This window comes from Candidatus Litorirhabdus singularis (genome assembly GCF_026262625.1).
GTDB classification, from domain to species: domain Bacteria; phylum Pseudomonadota; class Gammaproteobacteria; order Pseudomonadales; family Halieaceae; genus Litorirhabdus; species Litorirhabdus singularis.
This window is the reverse complement of record NZ_SHNN01000002.1, coordinates 216,800-237,046: the sequence shown is the minus strand read 5'-3', so window position 1 is coordinate 237,046 and position 20,247 is coordinate 216,800. Positions and strand designations below refer to the sequence as shown.

At 55.0% G+C, this 20,247-nt stretch carries 14 protein-coding genes; 9 read left to right on the top strand and 5 right to left on the bottom strand.

Translation table 11 applies throughout. The annotated features are described in order from the left end of the window. Positions 1-34 precede the first annotated feature (34 nt). The 3 genes from EYC98_RS09430 to EYC98_RS09420 all read left to right on the top strand — a co-directional run bounded on the left by EYC98_RS09430 (position 35) and on the right by EYC98_RS09420 (position 3,881). Positions 35-1,519 (top strand): FMN-binding glutamate synthase family protein, encoded by a 1,485-nt coding sequence (locus EYC98_RS09430; protein ID WP_279245098.1) that lies wholly within the window; start codon positions 35-37, stop codon positions 1,517-1,519. A 145-nt stretch (positions 1,520-1,664) separates the two neighbouring features. Next, on the top strand, positions 1,665-2,366 hold the full coding sequence (gene folE, locus EYC98_RS09425; RefSeq protein WP_279245097.1) for a GTP cyclohydrolase I FolE: 702 nt from the start codon (positions 1,665-1,667) through the stop codon (positions 2,364-2,366). A 93-nt stretch (positions 2,367-2,459) separates the two neighbouring features. Further along, positions 2,460-3,881, top strand: a complete 1,422-nt coding sequence (locus EYC98_RS09420; protein ID WP_279245096.1) for an SDR family NAD(P)-dependent oxidoreductase — start codon at positions 2,460-2,462, stop codon at positions 3,879-3,881. Positions 3,882-3,895: 14 nt separating this feature from the next. On the opposite strand, the gene EYC98_RS09415 is transcribed toward EYC98_RS09420, so the two are convergent. From EYC98_RS09415 to EYC98_RS09405, 3 genes are all read right to left on the bottom strand, one after another. Continuing rightward, the gene (locus tag EYC98_RS09415) at positions 3,896-5,893 is read right to left on the bottom strand and encodes an alkyl/aryl-sulfatase (protein WP_279245095.1); all 1,998 of its coding nucleotides are present in this window, start codon (positions 5,891-5,893) and stop codon (positions 3,896-3,898) included. Between the two features lie 88 nt (positions 5,894-5,981). Next, on the bottom strand, positions 5,982-7,619 hold the full coding sequence (locus EYC98_RS09410; protein WP_279245094.1) for a DUF3336 domain-containing protein: 1,638 nt from the start codon (positions 7,617-7,619) through the stop codon (positions 5,982-5,984). Positions 7,620-7,768: 149 nt separating this feature from the next. Then, positions 7,769-8,569 (bottom strand): glucose 1-dehydrogenase, encoded by an 801-nt coding sequence (locus EYC98_RS09405; protein WP_279245093.1) that lies wholly within the window; start codon positions 8,567-8,569, stop codon positions 7,769-7,771. Positions 8,570-8,766: 197 nt separating this feature from the next. Between EYC98_RS09405 and EYC98_RS09400 the strand changes: the two genes are divergently transcribed. Together EYC98_RS09400 and EYC98_RS09395 are read left to right on the top strand one after the other, a co-directional pair. Beyond that, a complete protein-coding gene (locus EYC98_RS09400; RefSeq protein WP_279245092.1) occupies positions 8,767-9,840 on the top strand; it encodes an efflux RND transporter periplasmic adaptor subunit in 1,074 nt (357 codons plus the stop codon). 2 nt (positions 9,841-9,842) lie between these two features. After that, the gene (locus EYC98_RS09395) at positions 9,843-12,917 is read left to right on the top strand and encodes an efflux RND transporter permease subunit (RefSeq protein WP_279245091.1); all 3,075 of its coding nucleotides are present in this window, start codon (positions 9,843-9,845) and stop codon (positions 12,915-12,917) included. Here the strand turns inward: EYC98_RS09395 and EYC98_RS09390 are convergent. Continuing rightward, on the bottom strand, positions 12,914-14,446 hold the full coding sequence (locus tag EYC98_RS09390) for an acyl-CoA synthetase (RefSeq protein ID WP_279245090.1): 1,533 nt from the start codon (positions 14,444-14,446) through the stop codon (positions 12,914-12,916). The two genes, EYC98_RS09395 and EYC98_RS09390, sit on opposite strands and share 4 nt — an antisense overlap. 203 nt (positions 14,447-14,649) lie before the next feature. On the opposite strand from EYC98_RS09390, the gene EYC98_RS09385 reads away from it, so the two are divergent. Beyond that, positions 14,650-15,879, top strand: a complete 1,230-nt coding sequence (locus EYC98_RS09385; protein WP_279245089.1) for an acetyl-CoA C-acetyltransferase — start codon at positions 14,650-14,652, stop codon at positions 15,877-15,879. A gap of 29 nt (positions 15,880-15,908) precedes the next feature. Here EYC98_RS09385 and EYC98_RS09380 read toward each other — a convergent pair whose 3' ends face one another. Next, the gene (locus EYC98_RS09380; protein ID WP_279245088.1) at positions 15,909-16,760 is read right to left on the bottom strand and encodes an acyl-CoA thioesterase; all 852 of its coding nucleotides are present in this window, start codon (positions 16,758-16,760) and stop codon (positions 15,909-15,911) included. A 156-nt stretch (positions 16,761-16,916) separates the two neighbouring features. On the opposite strand from EYC98_RS09380, the gene EYC98_RS09375 reads away from it, so the two are divergent. From EYC98_RS09375 to EYC98_RS09365, 3 genes are all read left to right on the top strand, one after another. Continuing rightward, positions 16,917-17,810, top strand: a complete 894-nt coding sequence (locus EYC98_RS09375) for an N-acyl homoserine lactonase family protein (RefSeq protein WP_279245087.1) — start codon at positions 16,917-16,919, stop codon at positions 17,808-17,810. A gap of 85 nt (positions 17,811-17,895) precedes the next feature. After that, positions 17,896-19,359 (top strand): carotenoid oxygenase family protein, encoded by a 1,464-nt coding sequence (locus EYC98_RS09370; protein ID WP_279245086.1) that lies wholly within the window; start codon positions 17,896-17,898, stop codon positions 19,357-19,359. Positions 19,360-19,506: 147 nt separating this feature from the next. Next, positions 19,507-20,247: a 5-oxoprolinase subunit PxpA gene (locus EYC98_RS09365; protein ID WP_279245085.1), complete on the top strand. Its 741-nt coding sequence runs from the start codon at positions 19,507-19,509 to the stop codon at positions 20,245-20,247.

Below are 20,247 nucleotides of genomic sequence, written 5' to 3'. Positions count from 1 at the left end.
AATGACGAATGGCTTGCCTTAAGGACCGACCGCGATGAACCAAAACATGGACGCACTGCAGGCTTTTGCCCTGCGCACCATGGAGATCAGTGCCCTCATCCTCGCCTTTGCGGTGTGCGCAGCGCTGGTGCTTACTCTCTACATGTATATTGTGGATATCACCCAGACGCGACAGACCATACGTCGCAACTACCCTGTTATCGGCCGCTTTCGTTACCTGTTTGAACATATGGGGGAGTTTTTTAGGCAGTACTTTTTTGCTCACGACCGCGAGGAGTTGCCCTTCAATCGCGCGCAACGCTCCTGGGTTTACCGTGCCGCAAAAAATATTGATTCCACGGTGGCATTTGGTTCTACTCAACGCATCAATCAACCCGGCGACTATCTGTTCCTCAATGGCGCCTTTCCGCCGCTTGATGAGCAAACCCGGATCCCCGCTGAGATTAGCTTTGGCGAAGGCTACGCCCAACACCCCTATAGCACTCGCTCCCTGATCAATATTTCTGCGATGAGCTTTGGCGCTATCTCTGTGCCGGCCATTCAGGCGCTGTCCAGAGGCGCTGCCAAGGCTGGGGTCTGGCTCAATACCGGCGAAGGTGGACTATCGCCGTATCACCTTGAAGGCGGCTGTGACATTGCGTTTCAGCTGGGCACGGCAAAATACGGAGTGCGCGATGAGCACGGCGACCTCAGCGAAACAAAGCTCAAGGCAATCGCCGATCATGAGCAGGTACGGATGTTTGAGATCAAGCTATCGCAGGGGGCAAAACCGGGCAAAGGCGGTATTTTGCCTGCCGCCAAGGTTACCGCGGTTATCGCCAGCACCCGCGGTATTCCAGTGGGAGAAGACTCGATTAGCCCCAACCGGCACAGCGATATAGGCAGTGTCGATGAGCTGCTAAATATGATCGAAAAGGTACGCCATATCACCGGCAAGCCCACCGGTTTCAAAGCGGTTATTGGAGACAGCAGCTGGTTGGAAGAACTCTGCGACCGAATTAATGAACGTGGTTTACAGAGCGCACCCGACTTCATCACGGTAGACAGCGCCGATGGCGGCACAGGCGCAGCACCGCAGAGCCTGATGGATTTCATGGGATTGCCAGTCAGGCAGAGTCTGCCGCTACTGGTGGAGCTGCTGGAGCGGCACAAGTTGCGCCAGCGTATCCGCGTCATTGCCTCCGGTAAAATGATCACGCCGGCGGCCGCAGCTGCGGCCCTGTGCCTGGGCGCAGATTGCATCAACAGTGCGCGCGGCTTTATGTTTGCTCTGGGCTGTGTGCAGGCGATGCAATGTAATAAAAACACTTGCCCTACTGGTATTACAACCCACGATAAAGATCTGCAAAAAGGCCTGGACCCTACTGATAAATCAGCCCGTGTCAGTCACTATGCCCTCAATCTGCAGCACGAAGTGGAAATCATTGCTCACTCCTGCGGAGTGACTGAACCACGGCAGTTAGGTCGGCAACACCTGCACACGATCAACGCCGCTGGAGCCCCTGCTGCAATGCCGTAGCCGCTCAAATGGCCAAATTAAGCAGCACTCTCACAATTATCTTGCTGTGCAGTGAACCGACCGCGCACCGGAGGCGTAATTACTTGCAAGGAGTCACATAGGATGGCTCTGGTGATGCTTATAACGCGCCCTAAAAGGAGCCCCAATGGAAGCTGCACTCAAAGAAAAAACCGCCCCCCTGACTCAGGCACCTGAGCCGACGCTGAGCGCCGAGGCGCAACTGGTCCGCCAAGCATTGGTAGACAATGGCCTGGAAACGCCTCTCATAGAGAACGGCTTGAGTAGGAGTGAGAAGTATGCGCAGATCAAGGAGTCTTTTACAGATATAGCCTACACGCTGGGGCTAGATCTGACAGACGACAGCCTCTGTGAGACACCCCACCGGATCGCAAAAATGTACGTCGACGAAATGTTCGCTGGCCTGGACTATCAACAGTTCCCGCGCATCTCAGTTATCGACAACAAGATGGGCGTTGAGGAGATGGTCAAGATCAGCGAGATCTCTGTCATCAGCACCTGCGAGCATCACTTCGTTACGATTGATGGCTTCGCCACAGTCGCCTACATCCCGGGTGAAAAAATCATCGGTCTGTCAAAGATCAACCGAATAGTGCGTTTTTTCGCGCAGCGTCCTCAGGTACAGGAGCGTTTGACCCAGCAAATTCTGGTTGCTCTGCAGGCTCTGCTCGGTACTAAAGACGTAGCTGTCAGCATCGATGCGACGCATTACTGCGTCAAATCACGTGGCGTAATGGACAGTAACTCACGCACGCAGACTTCTGCTCTGGGCGGCAACTTCAAGAGCAACCCTGACACCCGGAAAGAGTTTCTCCAACAGTCCCGCTAGGTCCAGTTTGACGGCGCCCCAATCCCCTCGCGGGGCGCCTTTTTTCCCCACTGCATTTCACATCCTCCTGCATGACCACATGAAGAATTGCCCATGACAACGCTCAATGAAACTATCACTCTCAGCCGTCCCGTGCAGGAAGTATTTGCGTACGTCGCCGACTTTTCTACCTGCCCGGAGTGGGATGCTACAGCCATCTCTGCCAAACGTCTCGACCATGCGCCGCTCGGCCTTGGCAGTCGCTGGGAGGTGGTGTGCGAATTACCCGTGGGCAGTATCACCTTGGAATACTCGGTGACACGCTTCGAGCCTGACAGCTGTATTGTTCTATTGGGAAAATCTCGATTCTTCGATGTCGAGGACACCATCACCGTGGCCCCCAGCAAGGGCGGCTGCACTCTGGAATACACCGCAGAGTTTCGCTTTCCGCAGCCCCTGCGGCCTGTGGTCAAGACATTTTCTGCAGGCCTCGAGCACATGGGCCATCAGGCCGTACAGGTCGGTTTGAAGCAGGCACTGGATAATGATTTTCCGACTCCACGGTTGTCCAAAGCCAACTCCCGTGCCGATCGCTTTCTGCCCAGCGCACTGAGTTTATTCACCAAACGCGGATACCGCAGAGGCAGCAAACACTGGAATCCAGTTTCAGCCTATATGGGTGACAGTCATGTCGTCATCACCGGGGCCACTGCCGGGCTCGGCAAGGCGACGGCAGAGGCCATGGCACGCAAACACGCACACCTGACTCTGGTAGTCCGCGATAGCGCGCGCGGGGCAGAGCTTGTCGACGAACTCAAAACCACCACCGGTAACCAGAATATTGCGCTGGAAATCGCCGACCTGAGCCTGATGGCCGATGTCGATGCGCTGGTTAAGCGGCTGATAACGGGTAAAAAGCCCATAGATGTGCTGGTTAACAACGCTGGTGCATTATTCAACCCCCGTAAGGTCACCTCCGAAGGCCTGGAACAGAGTTTTGCCCTTCTGCTACTGAGCCCGTTTCGGCTCACAGAGGGCCTTTATCCGCTGCTAGCGAAAAGCGGTGGTGGACGCGTCATCAATGTTGTGTCTGGCGGTATGTACTCACAGAAGGTGCAGGTAGATGACCTGCAAAATGAAGTGGGCAAGTATTCTGGAAGCGCCGCCTATGCCCGTGCCAAGCGCGCGCTGATGATAAAGACTGAGCAGTGGGCAGAGGATTGGGCGGACGACAACATTGTGGTGAATGCCATGCACCCTGGGTGGGCTGACACGCCGGGCGTGCAGTCTGCCCTCCCGGAATTCAGAGCACTTACACGACCTTTCCTTCGCTCTGCCGAGGAAGGCGCTGACACTATTGTCTGGCTCAGCTGCGCCACCGAGGCCGACGCGCTTTCGGGCCACCTGTTTCTCGATCGAGAGCCCCGCACTACCCACCTCATGAGCGCCACCAAAGAATCGGCGGACGAGCGAGAACAACTGCGTACCCTGCTCGACAACGACGACTGGGACACTAGCCTGGATAAAGCCAGCTAGCAGCCACCGCGGCTTCAGGGCGTAACAATATTAAACACGCCCTGCGGTTGATCCTGCAGCGAGAAAAACCGCACCAGGTCGAGCTTGCTGCCGTCTATGCTCAGATCATCAGATAGCAAGGTGTCCTTCAGGCTGGCCGTTTTCAGCGCCATATCAAGAAACAAATCGTAGGTCAGAGTCAACGTGGTATTGGCTTTATCATCCGGCCGCGCCCGACGGTGCCGGAGCACGGAGTTCTCAACTGTCAGCAGGTAGCTCTCACCGCTGTCGGTGAATACCATCTTCAGCCTCAGTTCAACACCTTCAGCTTCCGGCCCGTTGAGGCGTACTGCCATAGAATCAAGCATCAGCGGCACCGGTGTCTGGCGCAGTAAATCTCGCGCGCTAGCCAGGTCGATGCTGGACTTTTTCGGCGCGCCTCGCCGCAGCTCCAGCGCAGCGGTCAAATAGACATCCCGCCAGGGCCCCGACTCAGCCTGATAGCCAAGCTGGTCGTAAGTCTGTGCCAGCAGCGCTCGTGCTGCTACATTGCCAGGCTCGGCGAATACCAAATGATTAACGACCTCGGCAACCCAGCGGTAGTCTCCCTGCTCATAGTAAGTCTGAGCATTGTCCAACAGAGCCTGAGCACCGCCCATCATTTCTACGTAACGCGTGCCTGCCTGCTGCGGCGGCAACGGGTTCAAATGCGCCGGGTTGGCATCGTACCAGCCCAGATAGGCCTGATAGACGGCGCGCGCATTGTGGCGCACAGTGCCGTAATAGTCGCGGTTGGCAAAGCTGCCGCGCAGTGATTCAGGCAGTGTCAGCTCGTCGGCGATTTCGCCTGGGGTCTTACCGTTATTAAACATCCGCACTGTCTGGTCGTGGATGTATTGGTAAGTATCGCGCTGTACTTCTAGAAATTCGACGACGTTGTCGTTACCCCACCGCGGCCAATGATGACTGCCAAAATAAATCTCTGCTTCACCAAAGCGTTCAATAGACTCGTCAATATAGCCACTCCAGCGAGTGGCGTTGCGAACTTTGGCCCCGCGTAAGGTATACAAGTTGTGCAGAGTGCTGGAGACGACTTCGGCGCCACAGAAAGCGCCCATCTGCGGCAGATAAAACATAAACTCCGCCGGCGCCTCTGATTCAGGTGCATACAGAAACTCAAAATCGACACCATCAATGGTCAACGCCAGTAAATCATCATTAATCAATGTGGTGGGCTCAAGGACTCCCGGGCTACCAATCGCCGGGTTTTTGCCCAGCCCCGAGCCCACATGTCCGCGCTCGGTGCGAGCCAATTGGGTACCATACATATAGGCTGAGCGGCGACTCATGGCAATGCCAGCAATGACGTTCTCGCTGGTGACCTCCTCCATAAATCCATCCGGCGCAATAATTTGCACCTTTCCGGACGCTACGTCAGCCGGTGAAACCACGCCCAGTACGCCGCCAAAGTGATCGATATGACTGTGTGTAAACAGTACCGCAACCACCGGCTTGTTACCCAGGTGCTCGCGAGCAAAATCCAGCGCCACGGCTGCTGTTTCTTTAGCGGTCAAAGGATCCACCAGTATCCAGCCGCTATCGCCCTCAATGATGGTCATATTCGCCAGGTCGTGGCCGCGCAATTGGTAGATGCGATCCGCCACCTGATACAAACCATGCATATTGTTAAGCTGCGCCTGCCGCCATAGACTGGGATTGACGCTGGCGGGAGCATCACCGGTAATAAACTCGTAGGCAGTCTGGTCCCAAATAGGCTCGGCGCCCGGTCCCTCAATGCGCAATGCGGGCATGCGGGCAATCAGACCTTTACTGGCATCGGCAAAATCCTGCCGATCTTCAAAAGGCGCCTCATCTAATACGGCAGCATTGCGCCGAATGGTCTCGGCACTGGGCGCGGTATGACCCTGTGCGTCGGCATCTGGATCAATCGGAATTGCAGTATCGTTACTGCAAGCGACGCTAAGCGCCAATATCACAATGCTACCAAGGCGCGCTAAAGTGGTATACGACATGCTGAGCTCCCTTCTGCGGAGCGACAGTGTAGCGCGAAGCAAATCAAAAATAATAGCGCCGGCTGCGATCGCTCTTACGCCGGCGCGCTTAAACCATCGCGGCTGCGCTAAAATCACTGCCCTTGCCGTTCACCAGTGCCGCAGCACCACGCTTGGCGCTCTTTTTCGCCTTAGCTTTCTTGGCAGTGCTCTTTTTCACAGTGCCCGTTTTACCAGTCACGCCGGTTGTCTTACTACTGCTTTTCTTTGCCAAAGGACGTCGTGGCCTGCGCCGTGCCGCACGCGGTTTCAGATCACCGCTTTCAAAGCGCTCCAGAATAGAGTCCAAGGTTCGGCTGATGCGGGTGCAAGTGTCAATTTCACCAATGTGCGGCCAGGTAGAGCGCTCGCCCTGCTGCATCAGACTCAGCATTTCTTTTTCAGTGACATGCGATAGTAGCTTTAACGGATTATAAAAGCTGAAACCGGGCACTATATTTATATCGCCGCGGTAATTCTGGTCGAGCAGACTATGCACACTATTAAGCAGCATGTTGAAACGCGGGTATTCCGAACCCTGCTGTACCCGGGTTCGATAGATGTTGAGAGCATCGCGGCCTAACTCAATGCCAAATTTACTCAGCGACCCAACCAGCTTGTGGCTCTCGGTACGCGTATTCATGAACGGCAGCACCATAGGGTTGACCATACTTACTATCGAATGATTGGTGCTGTAGAGACGCCCCAGGCGTTTGGCCGGCAGGTCGTCGCTGATCGAACCGTCAACCCACTTACGCGAAGGCAAATAGGGCTGTGGATCGCCATGCACATTTTTTGCACTCAAAGTTACCGGCGGAAAAACCCCCGGCACTGCACAAGACGCCATCACCGCCGAACGAATATAGACATTCGGTGAGGCAATCGCATTCAGTAATCTTGAAGTTTGCTGCGGCTCTGAGGGAGCTACCGAAATACTGATCTGGCGCCCGGTCTTTTCGTAAGCCTCTTGAAAGGTGAGGTCAGGTATCAACCGCTCAACCATCAACTGCAGGTCATGTACGTCCATGGTAATGTTGCCACCCCGGAGCAAGCGCTCAAATACCGTAGCTTCCTCCACCGCTTCTTGCTGGACATGCGCGGGGTCGTAGAACTTGGTCAGTTCGTCTTCGGTCTGAGTGCCTAGCACTCCGGCAATCATAGAACCGGCGCTGGCACCGGATATAACCCGCGGCAGCAATTGTTGGTCCAGTAAGGCCTTGACCACTCCCAGGTGGTAAAAACCCAGCACCCCGCCACCACTAAGCATCAGCGCAGACCGCCCATAGCAGTGATTAGCGCGATAAAAGAAGTCGAGTTTGTCCGCCACGCTAATTTTGCCATCGTCCAGTTCCGCCAGATGGTTCAGCGCCAGCACAATTTCTTCAACGTAGTCTTCGACCAACACCTTAGTGCCGCCCAGGGCTTCATGATGGAGTTTACTGCTACCCATACCGCCCATATTGCCGTGTATACCCTCGTTGAGGGTGAACAAAAGACCAATATCATCATGCCGCGCGCGCAGGTTGCGCAGCCGGTCGAGACGGCGTCGAATAGTGGTGAAATCGTAAAGCGGGGTCTGATCGACTTCGCGCCAGCGACGCATGCCACTGACATCATCATGCTGCAGCGCAAGATCGCGCCACTCATCGTAGCTGGCCGCGCGTTCCAGTTTTTTATCCAGCTGCTTTAGTCGTCTGCTCTTGATCACTGCCGATACCTCGGGCGTTATGATAATACTGCAAGCTTAAAGCAAGCTGGACGCTCAGGACAGGAACTATATCAGTTTTTAGGCAGATATCCTGACCCGCTAATTTATAGACGATCACCGCATTTAGCCCCACGATTACCGATAATAGCTCAGCCTACACCACCAAAAGCCCTGGGCATCTGCATATTCAGTCGCTCCAGACCACCGTTTATCGCCAAAATGTCCCCCGTAATATAACTACCCGCGGGCGATGCCAGGTACAGCGCGCCCAGAGCGATATCCTCGACCTCGCCAAGACGGCCCATGGGGGTCAATTCCACCATCGTCTGCTCGATCTCAGGAGTGAGTACTGTGTTCAAAGCGTCCGTACGGGTGGATCCCACCGCAATGGCATTCACCCGCACCAGTGGCGCAAACTCCTGCGCCAGCTCGCGGGTCAGCAGTGACAACGCGCCCTTGGCAGTACCGTAAGTTGAAAAACAGGGCGTTGGTTTTTCGCCTGCCACCGAAGAAATATTCACGATTGACCCGCCCCCCGCAGAATCCACCATTTTAGGGACGCAGATATTGGTCATCGCGTAGGCGCTGCTGACATTAAAATGGAAGGCGTCGTTAAATTTACGGGTGGAGGTACTGAGCGCCGGCGCCGGTGGAAAGCCACCAGCGTTATTGACCAATATGTCGATACGGCCAAATTCTGCCATCGTCGCGTCTGCCAACGCCTGTAACTGCTCTTCATCGGTCACGTCACAGCGCACCACGATGGCTCGCTGCCCCATAGCCCTAACCTTGGCTGCGACCTTTTCCAGATCGGACTCGGTACGCGCGCCTAGCGCCACGTGAGCTCCCGCCTCTGCATAAGCCAGCGCTATGCCGGCTCCAATACCTTTACCGGCGCCAGTGATAATGGCGACCTGACCATCCAGACGAAACTTGTCAAAAATACCCATTACTACTCCTCAATCGTAATCCTCATATGCACCGCATACGGCGCCCGCTAAAGCCAGCGACAGTAAAGCACAGGCATCCAAAAACTATCCAGCAACCGACGCCCTGACAGGTATAAACACGCGCACCGATAGAAATTAATAATCTCAATACGTCGAATTTTAGTACACTTGAGTCCGCTTTAGGTTGGGGGACGTTTGTGCGCGCTTATTTACTGGTTGGAGCTCTGCTCCTGGCCATCTTTGGATCAATTGCCGGCTACCTTGCCTGGCGTTTCTCCACCTTTGCCAATATGGACTTCACTCCGCCACCGGTGACCATCGCCGCTGGTGTTGCCATAACGCAGCAGCGGGTACCGCAACTAGAAGCAGTAGGCACCGTGAAAGCGGTGCGCGGTGTGGATTTAACCTGCGAAACCAGTGGTGAGATCACCGCGATTAACTTCAGTTCCGGTGGCACCGTGAATGCCGGCGATGTGCTGGTAGTACTGAATGACCAAGTGGAGCAGGCCAGTCTGCGCAGTCAGGTTGCCAACCTCGAATTGGCAGATGTGCTCTATCAGCGCGACAGCAAACTGATCAAGCAGAAGTCTATCCCTGAATCCCAGTACGATCGGTCCAAAGCTGACCTGGCGCGAGCCAAGGCGCAGTTGGCAGAGACGGAAGCGCGCATCCGGAACAAACGCATCGTAGCGCCGTTCGCTGGAACCGTCGGCATCCGCCAGGTGGACGTCGGTGATTACATTTCACCGGGGACAACAATTGCCTCCCTGCAGGATCTGACCGAACTCGAAATAGACTTCAATATTCCAGCGCGCTACGCCACAGGCTTAAGCCCCGGGCAAGCTATAACCCTCATTGTGGACGCGTTTCCGAACCGGGTCTTCAACGCCAACCTGCAGGCGCTGGATTCGCGTGTGGACTCGGATACGCTAAACTTGCTGGCTCGCGCACGCATCAATGACGGTGATGGCTTGCTGCCGGGTATGTTCGCCAGCCTGCAAATCCGCATGGGTGAGAGTGCCGCCCTCACCGTAGTGCCCGAGACCGCCATCAGCTATTCGCTGCAGGGCAATACGGTTTACGTGATCAGCGAGCGCGACGAGGGAGGCCTGACGGTTACGGCCAAAGTCGTGCAGGTTGGCAACGTGGTGAATGGCAATGTCGCTATCATCAGCGGTATCGAGCCCGGCGACAGGGTCGTTACGGCGGGCCAGAATAAGCTCTACCGCGGCGCCAGCGTGGTGGTCGACAACTCTGTGGAAATGCAGTGAGCATGGCCTTCACTGACCTGTTTATCAAACGTCCGGTGCTGGCCATAGTGGTCAGCTGTCTGCTGCTGTTACTGGGAGCGCAGGCTGCCAGCCAACTTGAGATTCGGCAGTTTCCGGAACTGGAAAAAAGCGTTATCTACGTCAACACCTTTTATCCAGGCGCCAGCGCCAGTACGGTACAGGGCTTTGTCACGACGCCGCTGCAAAACTCAATTTCTGCCGCCCGCGGGGTCGAATACCTTACCTCAACCAGCAGTCCGGGAAGTTCGCGGATTCAGGTCCACGTGCGACTGGGCGAAAACACCAGCGAGGTATTGAGTGAGGTCATCGCTAAAGTTAACGAAGCGCGCTCCACCCTGCCGCGCGAAATTGAAGACCCCATAGCGTCTACATCCACCGGCGGTGATGCCATGATGTATCTGGCTTTCCTGAGTGAGGAAATGTCCAGCGCCCAGATTACCGACTACGTAATTCGATCTATTCAGCCCGAAATCAACACCCTCGATGGCGTTGGCGTAGCGGAAGTATTCAGCAGTTCTTTTGCCATGCGCGTTTGGCTTGACCCTACTCGTATGGCAGCAGCTGGTGTCACCGCCACCGATGTCAGCAGCGCTATTCAACGCGAAAATTACGTCTCTACGGCGGGCACCACCCGCGGATTGCTGGTGCGCGCCAGCGTAGACGCAGCCACAGATATGCAATCACCGGGGCAGTTCGCCAATATTGTCGTGCGGCAAATTGGCGAACGCAGAGTGCGCCTGGGCGACGTGGCGAAGTTGGAGCTCGATCAGGAAAACTACGACTTCACGCAATTTTCAACCGATCGCCCGGCGATTTTCCTCAAGATCAATGAAGCACCCGGCGCCAACCCACTGCAGGTAGCGAAACGTATTCACGCTGTGCTGCCGGCGATTGAGGCACAGTTCCCTGCTGATATGGAGCTGTTCATCGATATGGATGCGTCGATCCAGATCGAGGGAGCCATGTTGGAAGTCGTCAAAACCCTGCTAGAAGCCGCCGCCATTGTTATGTTGGTGATCTACCTCTTCCTGGGTTCAATACGGGTGGTGATTATTCCGCTGCTGACCATTCCACTGTCACTCATCGGGGTTCTGTTTGGCATTTTTGCGATGGGGTTTTCTATCAATTTGCTGACCCTGCTGGCTATGGTCATAGCTATAGGTCTGGTGGTAGATGACGCCATAGTGGTGGTGGAGAATGTCCACCGTCATATTGAAGACGGTAAACAACCGCGAGAGGCGGCGCTGCTGGGTGCGCGTCAGGTCGCGCTGCCGGTTATTGCAATGACCCTGACATTGGCTGCAGTCTATGCCCCGATTGGCTTTCTCGGGGGTATCACTGGGACACTGTTCAGCGAATTTGCGCTGACTTTGGCCGGTGCGGTGATGGTTTCGGGCATCGTCGCCCTCACGCTGAGCCCAATGATGTGTGCCACTTTTTTGCAGAATCACGAGAAACAGGGCAAGGTCGCCGACTGGCTCGACCAGCGCTTCGACAGTCTGCGCGCGTTATACCAGCGCGGACTGCAGGCCAGTCTGGCCAATCGCGGCGCGATTATTATGTTTGCGCTGGTGATATTGGTGAGCCTGCCTCTGCTGCTCTCACTGTCCCAAAAAGAGCTCGCCCCGGCCGAAGATTCAGGTTTCTTTTTTGTGGTAGCAACGCCACCAGACTATAGCAACATTGAATATGTCACTCCGTTCCTCAAACAGTTGATCAGCACGGTCAAAGCGGTTCCTGAATTCAGTCACTCCTTCCACGTCAATTCCACCAGCACTGTGTTTGGCGGCATTCAACTGGTTCCCTGGGACGAGCGCACTCGCACCCAGCAAGAAATACAAGCCGAGGTACAAAGCGAGCTAAGCCGCAATAGCGGCCTCGAGGTCTTCAGTTTCGGCAGTCCCGCCCTGCCCGGCACTGGCGGCGGATTACCACTGCAGTTTGTGGTTTCTTCAACCGCCGACTATGAACGGGTTGATGAGGTTGCAGAAGAATTAATGCAAGCGGCCAGAGAGTCGGGGCTGTTCATTTTTGTCACCAAAGATCTGCGCTTCAGTCGCCCGGAAATATCGGTAAAGATAGACCGCGATCGCGCCGCACGGCTTGGAGTTTCCATGCGGGAGATTGGCCAGACACTGCAAATCATGTTGGGCGAGGCGGAAGTTAACCGGTTCTCACTGGAGGGTCGCAGCTACAAAGTGATTCCTCAGGCAGGCAATGGTTTCAGATTGACCAAGGAGTGGCTGGAACGCTATTACGTGCGCAGTAGCAGTGGACGCTTAATCACCCTCGACACACTGATTTCCATCGAGCAGACCGTGCAACCCAACACCTTGGCTCAGTACCAGCAGCTTAATAGCGCAACCATCAGCGGCATGGTGATGCCACCCAATACACTCGGCACCGGTCTGGAATTTCTCGAGCAAAAACTGGCGGAAATCGCCCCCAGTGGGTTTAAGCCAGGTTATACCGGAGAGTCACGGCGTTATATTCAGGAGACCGGCAGCTTCCTGATACTCTTCACGGCCTCACTATTACTGATTTACCTGGTACTGGCGGCTCAATTTAATAGCTTCCGCGATCCCTTCGTGGTGTTGATCAGTGTGCCCATGTCAATTTTTGGCGCGGTAGTGCCTATTGCTCTCGGCTTCGCATCCTTCAATATATACACTCAGGTAGGCTTGCTGACGCTGATCGGCTTGATCAGCAAACATGGCATTCTCATTGTCGATTTTGCCAACCAACTGGTGTTACAGGGCCGCGACCGGCAACAAGCTGTCATAGAGGCAGCAGGCTTGCGCCTGCGCCCTATTCTGATGACAACCTTTGCTACGGTGCTAGGAGTTTCCCCTTTGCTGATGGCTGCGGGACCGGGTGCTAACAGCCGCTACGTCATTGGACTGATGATTACCGCCGGCATGCTCGTCGGTACTCTATTCACCCTTTTCGTATTGCCGGTGTTCTACATGCTATTGGAGAAACGCGGCAAGACAGTCGACAGTCTCGGCTATAACGCGGCCGCTACCGACACTGCCGCCGAGCCTGCTACAGGCTAGCTCTTGCCGTCGCGGTAGGCATCAGCCAGATGGCGTTTGTAGAGCTTGCCGTTTTCCATGCGCGGCAGCTGCTCCATAAAGTCCACCGAGCGCGGCACTTTAAAAGTTGCCAGACGTTCCTTGCACCACTCCAGCAGTTGCTGCGAAAGTTCATCCCCCGCCTGATCCATACTCACTGGCTGCACCACGGCTTTGACTTCTTCGCCAAATTCTTCATTGGGGATTCCAAACACAGCGACGTCAGCCACCTGCTCATGATTGATCAGTAGATTTTCAATTTCCTGTGGGTAGATATTCACGCCACCTGAAATGATCATGAAATTCTTACGGTCGGTGAGGTAGAGAAAACCGTCTTCATCAACGTAACCAACATCGCCAAGCGTAGACCAGCCCTTTTTATTGTAGGCGCCTGCAGTTTTCTCCGGCTCGTTGTAGTACTCAAAAGGATTGCCGTTACCAATATAAATCGTGCCTGTTTCACCGGTGGCAACTTCTTCACCGTCTTCGCCCACAATATGTAGCTCGCCGGAGATGGCGGGCCCCACTGAGCCCTTGTGCGTTAACCAGCTAGCGGAATCGATAATAGTCATGCCCGATCCTTCGGAGCCGCTGTAATACTCAAATATCACTTCGCCCCACCAGTCGATCATCTTTTCCTTAATCTCGATCGGGCACGGAGCGGCGGCGTGAATCGCCACCTGCATGGAGCTGCAGTCATATTTCTGACGAGTCGCCTCTGGCAACTTCAACATGCGAATAAACATGATGGGGACCCACTGACTATGCGTTACTTTTTGCTCTTGAATAAGCTGCAGCGCGCGCTCCGCATCAAATTTCTCCATCACCACAGTGGTGCCACCTACACCCAGCAACATATTATTGTAGTGCATCGGCGCTGCGTGATAGAGCGGCGCTGGTGACAGATAGCGGGTACTTTCATTGAAACCAAATATCGCAGCGAAAGCGGCCAGATTCGGATGAGTCTCATGAATATCAGTTACCGGACTCTTGGCCAACACACCTTTGGGCTGGCCCGTAGTTCCGGAGCTATAAAGCATGGGCGTACCCATCGACTCGTCGGCGATTGGGGTGGTTGGCATAGTAGCCGTCACCTCGTCCCAGGATTCAAAGCCTGCATCTGCTCCGTTGAGCATAAAATAGTGCTGTATTTGGGGCAGCTCTCCGTGCAGTTCCCCGGCGACTGTAGCGAGCTTCTTGGAACCGATAAAGAGCTTGGCGTTACAGTTATCCAGAATGTAACGTGTTTCGTCACTGCGCAGATGCGTACTGATCGGCGTAAAGATAATGCCGGAACGCAAGGCGGCTTGGACTATCTCGAGAAACTGCCGACAGTTCTCTACCATCATGCCGATGTGATCACCGTTCTGAAGCCCCAGCGATCGAAATAAATGTGCGCCCTGATTAGAGCGCTCATCAAGTTGTTTATAGGTCACCACCTCGCCGCTGTTGCCCATAATAATGGCCGGGCGTTCGGGGTTTTCTGCTGCAGTCACACTAATATGTGCCATTGTCTACTCCTTATTATCAGCCGACAATCATACCTGAGTTGGTGCCGCATACCAGCGCCCAACGCAGAGCTGTGGGTGGCGTATTCTTAGTGTAAAAAAACCTGCAATAATTAGTGCCATATCCATGAGCGCTAGACCGCGCTTGCATTCACGCGTCCCGAGTCAGAAAATGCAGCACTCTTATAATTACGATGGAGATTCACATGTCAGAAGCCTGGATCATAGACGCTTGTCGCACACCCCGCGGCATTGGTAAGCCCGGCAAAGGCGCGCTCGCAGAATGTCACCCACAGCGCCTGGGTGCGACTGTACTGGAGGCACTGGCACAGCGAAATGGCTTTGCTACTGCTGATGTCGACGACATCGTCTGGGGCACCAGCGCCCAAATGGGGCCTCAAGCCGGAGACTTGGGACGTATGTGCGCTCTGGACGCTGGCTATGACGTGCGCTCTAGCGGCATGACGCTAGACCGCTTTTGCGGATCCGGTATCACCGCAGTAAATATAGCTGCGGCCAATATTATGGCCGGCATGGAGGACCTCAGCATCGGCGGTGGCACCGAAATGATGTCCCTCAGCGGCCAGTTTAAGCGCTTCCCCATTATGGACCAGGGCAACACCCACCTGCGCCAGTTGCATCCACAGACCCATCAGGGGCTGTGTGCGGACACTATTGCCACGCTGGAGGGCATCCCCCGTGAAGCATTGGATGAGCTGGCAATGGTGTCACAGCAACGCGCCGATCACGCCATAAAGAACGGTCACTTCGAGCGCAGTCTGATTCCAGTTTACAACGATGACGGCAGCCTCGCACTGGATCACGAAGAGTTTCCGCGGCCACAAACCACTGCTCAGGGATTGGCTGATCTGAAGCCATCCTTTGCTGCACTGGCCGACTATGCGCTGGACGAATCAGGACTGACTTTCCGTGGTCTGATGCAGCAAAAGTATCCCGGGCTCGACATCAACCACGTCCATCATGCCGGCAATTCGTCAGGCGTAGTAGACGGTGCAGCCGCGGTGCTACTGGCTTCGCCAGACTACGCTCGCGCCAATGGCCTGAAGCCACGCGCACGTATTGTGGCAATGACCAACATGGGCGACTGCCCTACTCTGATGCTGAACGCACCGGTACCTGCTGCACGCAAAGTGTTGGCGCGGGCGGGGTTAGAGTTGGCAGATATCGATCTGTTTGAAATCAATGAGGCCTTTGCCGTAGTCGCGGAGAAGTTTATTCGGGATCTCAATCTGGATCGTGACAAGGTCAATGTTAACGGCGGTGCCATGGCGCTGGGGCACCCGATTGGCGCCACCGGTTCGATTTTGATCGGCACCATGCTCGATGAGTTGGAGCGCCGTGATCTGCAACGCGGCCTGATTACCATGTGCGCGGGTGGCGGCATGGCACCGGCTATTATTATCGAGCGAGTCTAGGCTAGCCCGGGCGCATTGGGCGGCGACTGTTACAGTTGCCGCATCAATGATTCCTGCATACAGGTCGCTACCAGCGCGCCCGCTGTATTGTAGAAACGACCGTGACTAAGTCCTCTGCCGCCACCTAGCCGTTGCGCCTCAGTGATATGCAGTAGCCACTCATCGGCCCTGAAAGGGGCATGAAACCAGATAGCATGATCCAGACTTGCGCACTGCATGCCCTCGCTATAGTGCTTGCCATGGGTAATTAACGCGACGTCGATCAGAAATGCGTCTGACATATAGGCGAGCAGACCCTCGTGCAAACCGGGCTCATCGGCTACCGGGGCAGTGGTCTTCATCCAGGCCTGCAGCACTGGCTCCCTAGCTACTGGCTTAACCCAGTCCACCGGATTGACCACGCGGACGTCCAGGTCGGAGCCGGTAACAATCATAAACTGCGGGTTAATCTCGCCATTGGCCAGTTCACGGGCGCGCTCGCTCTGCAGGCCTTCGGGTCCTGGAATGTCCGGCATCTCCAGCGCATACTCGTCGCTCTGTTCGGGTTTTTGAAACGACAACGAACTGACCAGAATCGGTCTGCCATGCTGGTGGGCGACCACTCTACGAGAACTGAAACTGCCGCCGTCTCGAGCGCGCTCTACCTCCAACTCAACCGCTACAGCTGGATCACCGGGTCGCAGAAAATACGCGTGCTGGGAATGCACCCGCCGGTCCGGCTCTATTGTCATCACCGCCGCGCGCAGGGTCTGCGCCAGCACTTGTCCACCGTAAAGGCGCGGCCCTTCCGGGTGGGTATTAGCAGCCGTAAAATTATCACCGTCTACCACAGTCGGTGTCAGGGTGTTGAGCAGGTGGGTCAGGGTCTGTCTGTCGGTCACGGGTATTCTCCTAGGGGCGACTATTATGCAGACTGAACAACAAATTCCAAGTACAACCAGAATGCCTGCGCTAACACATCTGCTATTACCTCAAGGTTGTGAAATAACTCAATATCACTGACACTAAGCTTCACGATTTCTGACAACGGCAAGGTTATGCATTACGTAAGACTAAAGCAGGTTATTGCAAGACACAGCCACTACGCCTCTTTGGCGAACCTCTCGTCACTGCTGCTGCGAACCGTAAGTTTGGCCGTGCTGCTCAGCGCAGCAAGTCTGGCCAGCGCAGGCCCGCAACTTACCGTCTTCGACTGCGGCAAGTTGAACTTCGAATCCATTACGGCATTTGGCTTGGGCGACGATGCCACAGAGGTGCGAGAACTGTTTGTCCCCTGCTACCTGATACAACATGAAAAGGGTTTACTACTTTGGGACTTCGGTTTACCGCTGGAGATAGCAGGTGCCGGCAAAATCGATCTGCAACCAGGCTCCTGGATGCAATACGACAGGTCACTACTGCAGCAGCTGAAAAAACTTGCGCTTACTCCTGACGACATCAGTTTCATAGCACCCTCACACATGCACTTTGACCACGTCGGTGCTATTAGCGCATTCCCAAAGGCCACCTTACTTATCGCCAATAAAGAATACACAGCAGCATTCGAGAACGCAGAGTCGAACACATTCTATGACCTCAGCCTTTACGCCTCAGTCGCGGACAATCCACGCGTTTTACTCGACGACGACTACGATGTTTTTGGCGATGGCACGGTGATGATAATCCCCGCCCCCGGACACACCCCCGGACATCAGGTACTGCTGGTGCGCCTCGCCAATACTGGCACAGTTCTATTGTCTGGCGATCTTTACCATTTCGAAGCCTCCGTAGAAAAGCATGCAATCCCGGAATTTAATACCGATCCAGCCCAAACTAGAGCGTCCATGGATAAAATAGAGACGTTACTGAAAACGGAAACGGCGACTTTGTGGATCGAACACAATATGGCCCTAGCCAACAGTCTGGAGTTAGCACCGGCCAGCTATGATTAGTCGTACAGCAGGCGCCGCAGCGTCTGAAATTAGTTAGACGCAGACTCAAGCGCAGCGCAAAAAATAACAATAACCGGAGTCGACCATGCAAACTGAGCAGACCACTAACCATCAAAAGCCTTGGCAAGATCCACTTATGGCGCACGTCTCAGGCTTTCGTACGGGCACTGACGATCTTTCCTATCATATCGATGCCAGCCAGATTCGCGGCAAGATACCCGAGACGCTGCAAGGGATTTTCCTGCGTAATGGTCCCGCGCGCAATGAACTGGCTGGCAAAAAGTTTGGCCATTGGTTCGATGGCGACGGCTGCGTGCACACGTTTCGGATCGAAAACGGCGCTGTGGATTACCGTTGCAGCTTTGTGAAGACCCCCAAATATGTTGACGAAACCGAAGCTCAGCAAGTTCGCTACCGCAGCTATGGGCACAATGCGCCAGGCGGATTTTTCCGGAATTTGCATATGCCTGCCAACGCCGCCAACACCAGCATTGTTTACCACGGCGGCAAGCTACTAACACTATTTGAAGGTGGCCTGCCCTGGCGCCTTGATCTCGATACACTTGCCACCATAGGACCAGAGGACTTTGACGGAGCTCTGAAGGGCATGGACACCTTCAGTGCCCACGGCAAACTGCATCCGCGCACGGGAGATTATTTCAATTTCGGCATGGGCGGCGGCCTAAAGGGTCCACAGTTGAGTCTTTATCAAATTGATCAACAGGGCAAGATGGCGCGCCGCGGCAACGTCGCGATTGATAGCATGGCGTTCTGTCACGACAACGCCATGACTGAGAATTATCTGGTATTTATGGTCATGCCGGTTACCTTTGGCAGTCTATTTAAGGTCATTACCGCCCGCGACACCATTGACAACAATATGGCGTTTCGAGCCGAGCTCGGCATGAAAGTCTACGTGGTGGCACTGGAGGATTTCAGCCTGGTTCGCACCTTTGAAGTCGAGCCATTCATGTACGCTCATAGCTCCAATTGTTGGGAGAAAGATGGCGAGCTGTTTATAGATGTGGTGGCGATGAATGATGAGGATGCCGAAGTGGGTACTGCATTTTCACGCAACCTGTTCAGCCAACCGCGACCGGCTACCGGTGCCATGCGCCGGTTCCGCTTTAACCTCAACACCGGAGCTTCCAGCACTGAGGCACTGCCTTGCGCCGTGCCCTGTGAATTTCCGCAGTGGGATATGCGTCGAACCGGGCAGGAGTCACGATTTATTTATACCGCCGGCATCTGCGAGAACGAAACCCCGGGCTTCTATAATGCGATACAGCGTATAGACTTGCTGCGCGGCGAAGCTTCAGCCTATGACTGCGGCCCGGCACGCTATACCTCGGAGCCAATCTTTGTGCCACGCAGCCCTGATGCTGACGAAGGCGATGGCTACATTCTGGCGGTGATTTACGATGCCAATACAAAGCTTTCCGAGCTGCTGATACTGGATGCCACCAATCTCGATGAAGAAATCGCTTCTGTACCCCTGCGTAACCACATACCGCACGGCTTTCACTGCGGCTTCACCGCGCTCCCATAGAGCTATTTTACGACTTAGGTATTGCGACTATCCTATTGTTTTTAATGGATTTAACTGGAATTTTTAGGCCTACCTATTTACAGTGATACTGCCAGCGCAGACACCGCGTTATAGTGGGTCTGTTAACGGCCAATAGGGAGCAAAGCAATGCAACTGAACTGTGACTTGGGAGAAAGCTTTGGCAGTTGGGACATGGGTCTCGATGAGCAGGTTATGCCGCACATCCACCAGGCTAACATTGCTACCGGCTTTCACGCAGGCGACCCGGTCACCATTCATCGCACCCTGCAGTTAGCTGCCAGACATAACGTTACGGTCGGTGCGCACCCCGCCTACCCGGATCTGGTCGGCTTTGGCCGCAGATCCATGCGCTGTTCCCATGAGGAGATCGTGGCCAGTGTGCTCTATCAGATTGCTGCTCTGGACGGCATGGCCGCCAGTTGTGGAGTGAAAATGCGCTACGTAAAGCCACACGGGGCTCTCTACAACGATATGATGGCGATGGGCACAGTGCGCGCTGCGATCTTCGAGGCGATCGCCAGCTACCATCGTCCGCTTATCTATATGCTACAGGCCACGCCGGAGCAGGACCTGCACCGCGCCGAAGCCGCCGCCGCTAATGTGGAAGTCTGGTTCGAAGCCTTTGCTGACCGCTGCTACGACGATCAGGGCGCACTATTGGCGCGCAGCCAGCCAGGCGCGGTGCACAATCAAGAGCGAATGCTGGCGCAGGTACGCCAAATTTGCAGTAGCGCCACGGTTACCACGGTCAGCGGCGCGACACTGCCTATGGTCGCCGATACGCTATGTGTGCACGGTGATAACCCAGCCGGCGTGCAAGCCATTCGCGAAATTCGCGCACTGGTAGACGCGCAGCGGCAGGTCTGA

What these genes read in the sequence shown, in the direction of transcription:
- EYC98_RS09430 (WP_279245098.1), top strand. Translation starts at nt 35, where the DNA reads ATGAACCAAAACATGGACGCACTGCAGGCTTTTGCCCTGCGCACCATG.
- folE (WP_279245097.1), top strand. Translation starts at nt 1,665, where the DNA reads ATGGAAGCTGCACTCAAAGAAAAAACCGCCCCCCTGACTCAGGCACCT.
- EYC98_RS09420 (WP_279245096.1), top strand. Translation starts at nt 2,460, where the DNA reads ATGACAACGCTCAATGAAACTATCACTCTCAGCCGTCCCGTGCAGGAA.
- EYC98_RS09415 (WP_279245095.1), bottom strand. Translation starts at nt 5,893, where the DNA reads ATGTCGTATACCACTTTAGCGCGCCTTGGTAGCATTGTGATATTGGCG.
- EYC98_RS09405 (WP_279245093.1), bottom strand. Translation starts at nt 8,569, where the DNA reads ATGGGTATTTTTGACAAGTTTCGTCTGGATGGTCAGGTCGCCATTATC.
- EYC98_RS09395 (WP_279245091.1), top strand. Translation starts at nt 9,843, where the DNA reads ATGGCCTTCACTGACCTGTTTATCAAACGTCCGGTGCTGGCCATAGTG.
- EYC98_RS09390 (WP_279245090.1), bottom strand. Translation starts at nt 14,446, where the DNA reads ATGGCACATATTAGTGTGACTGCAGCAGAAAACCCCGAACGCCCGGCC.
- EYC98_RS09385 (WP_279245089.1), top strand. Translation starts at nt 14,650, where the DNA reads ATGTCAGAAGCCTGGATCATAGACGCTTGTCGCACACCCCGCGGCATT.
- EYC98_RS09375 (WP_279245087.1), top strand. Translation starts at nt 16,917, where the DNA reads ATGCATTACGTAAGACTAAAGCAGGTTATTGCAAGACACAGCCACTAC.
- EYC98_RS09370 (WP_279245086.1), top strand. Translation starts at nt 17,896, where the DNA reads ATGCAAACTGAGCAGACCACTAACCATCAAAAGCCTTGGCAAGATCCA.
- EYC98_RS09365 (WP_279245085.1), top strand. Translation starts at nt 19,507, where the DNA reads ATGCAACTGAACTGTGACTTGGGAGAAAGCTTTGGCAGTTGGGACATG.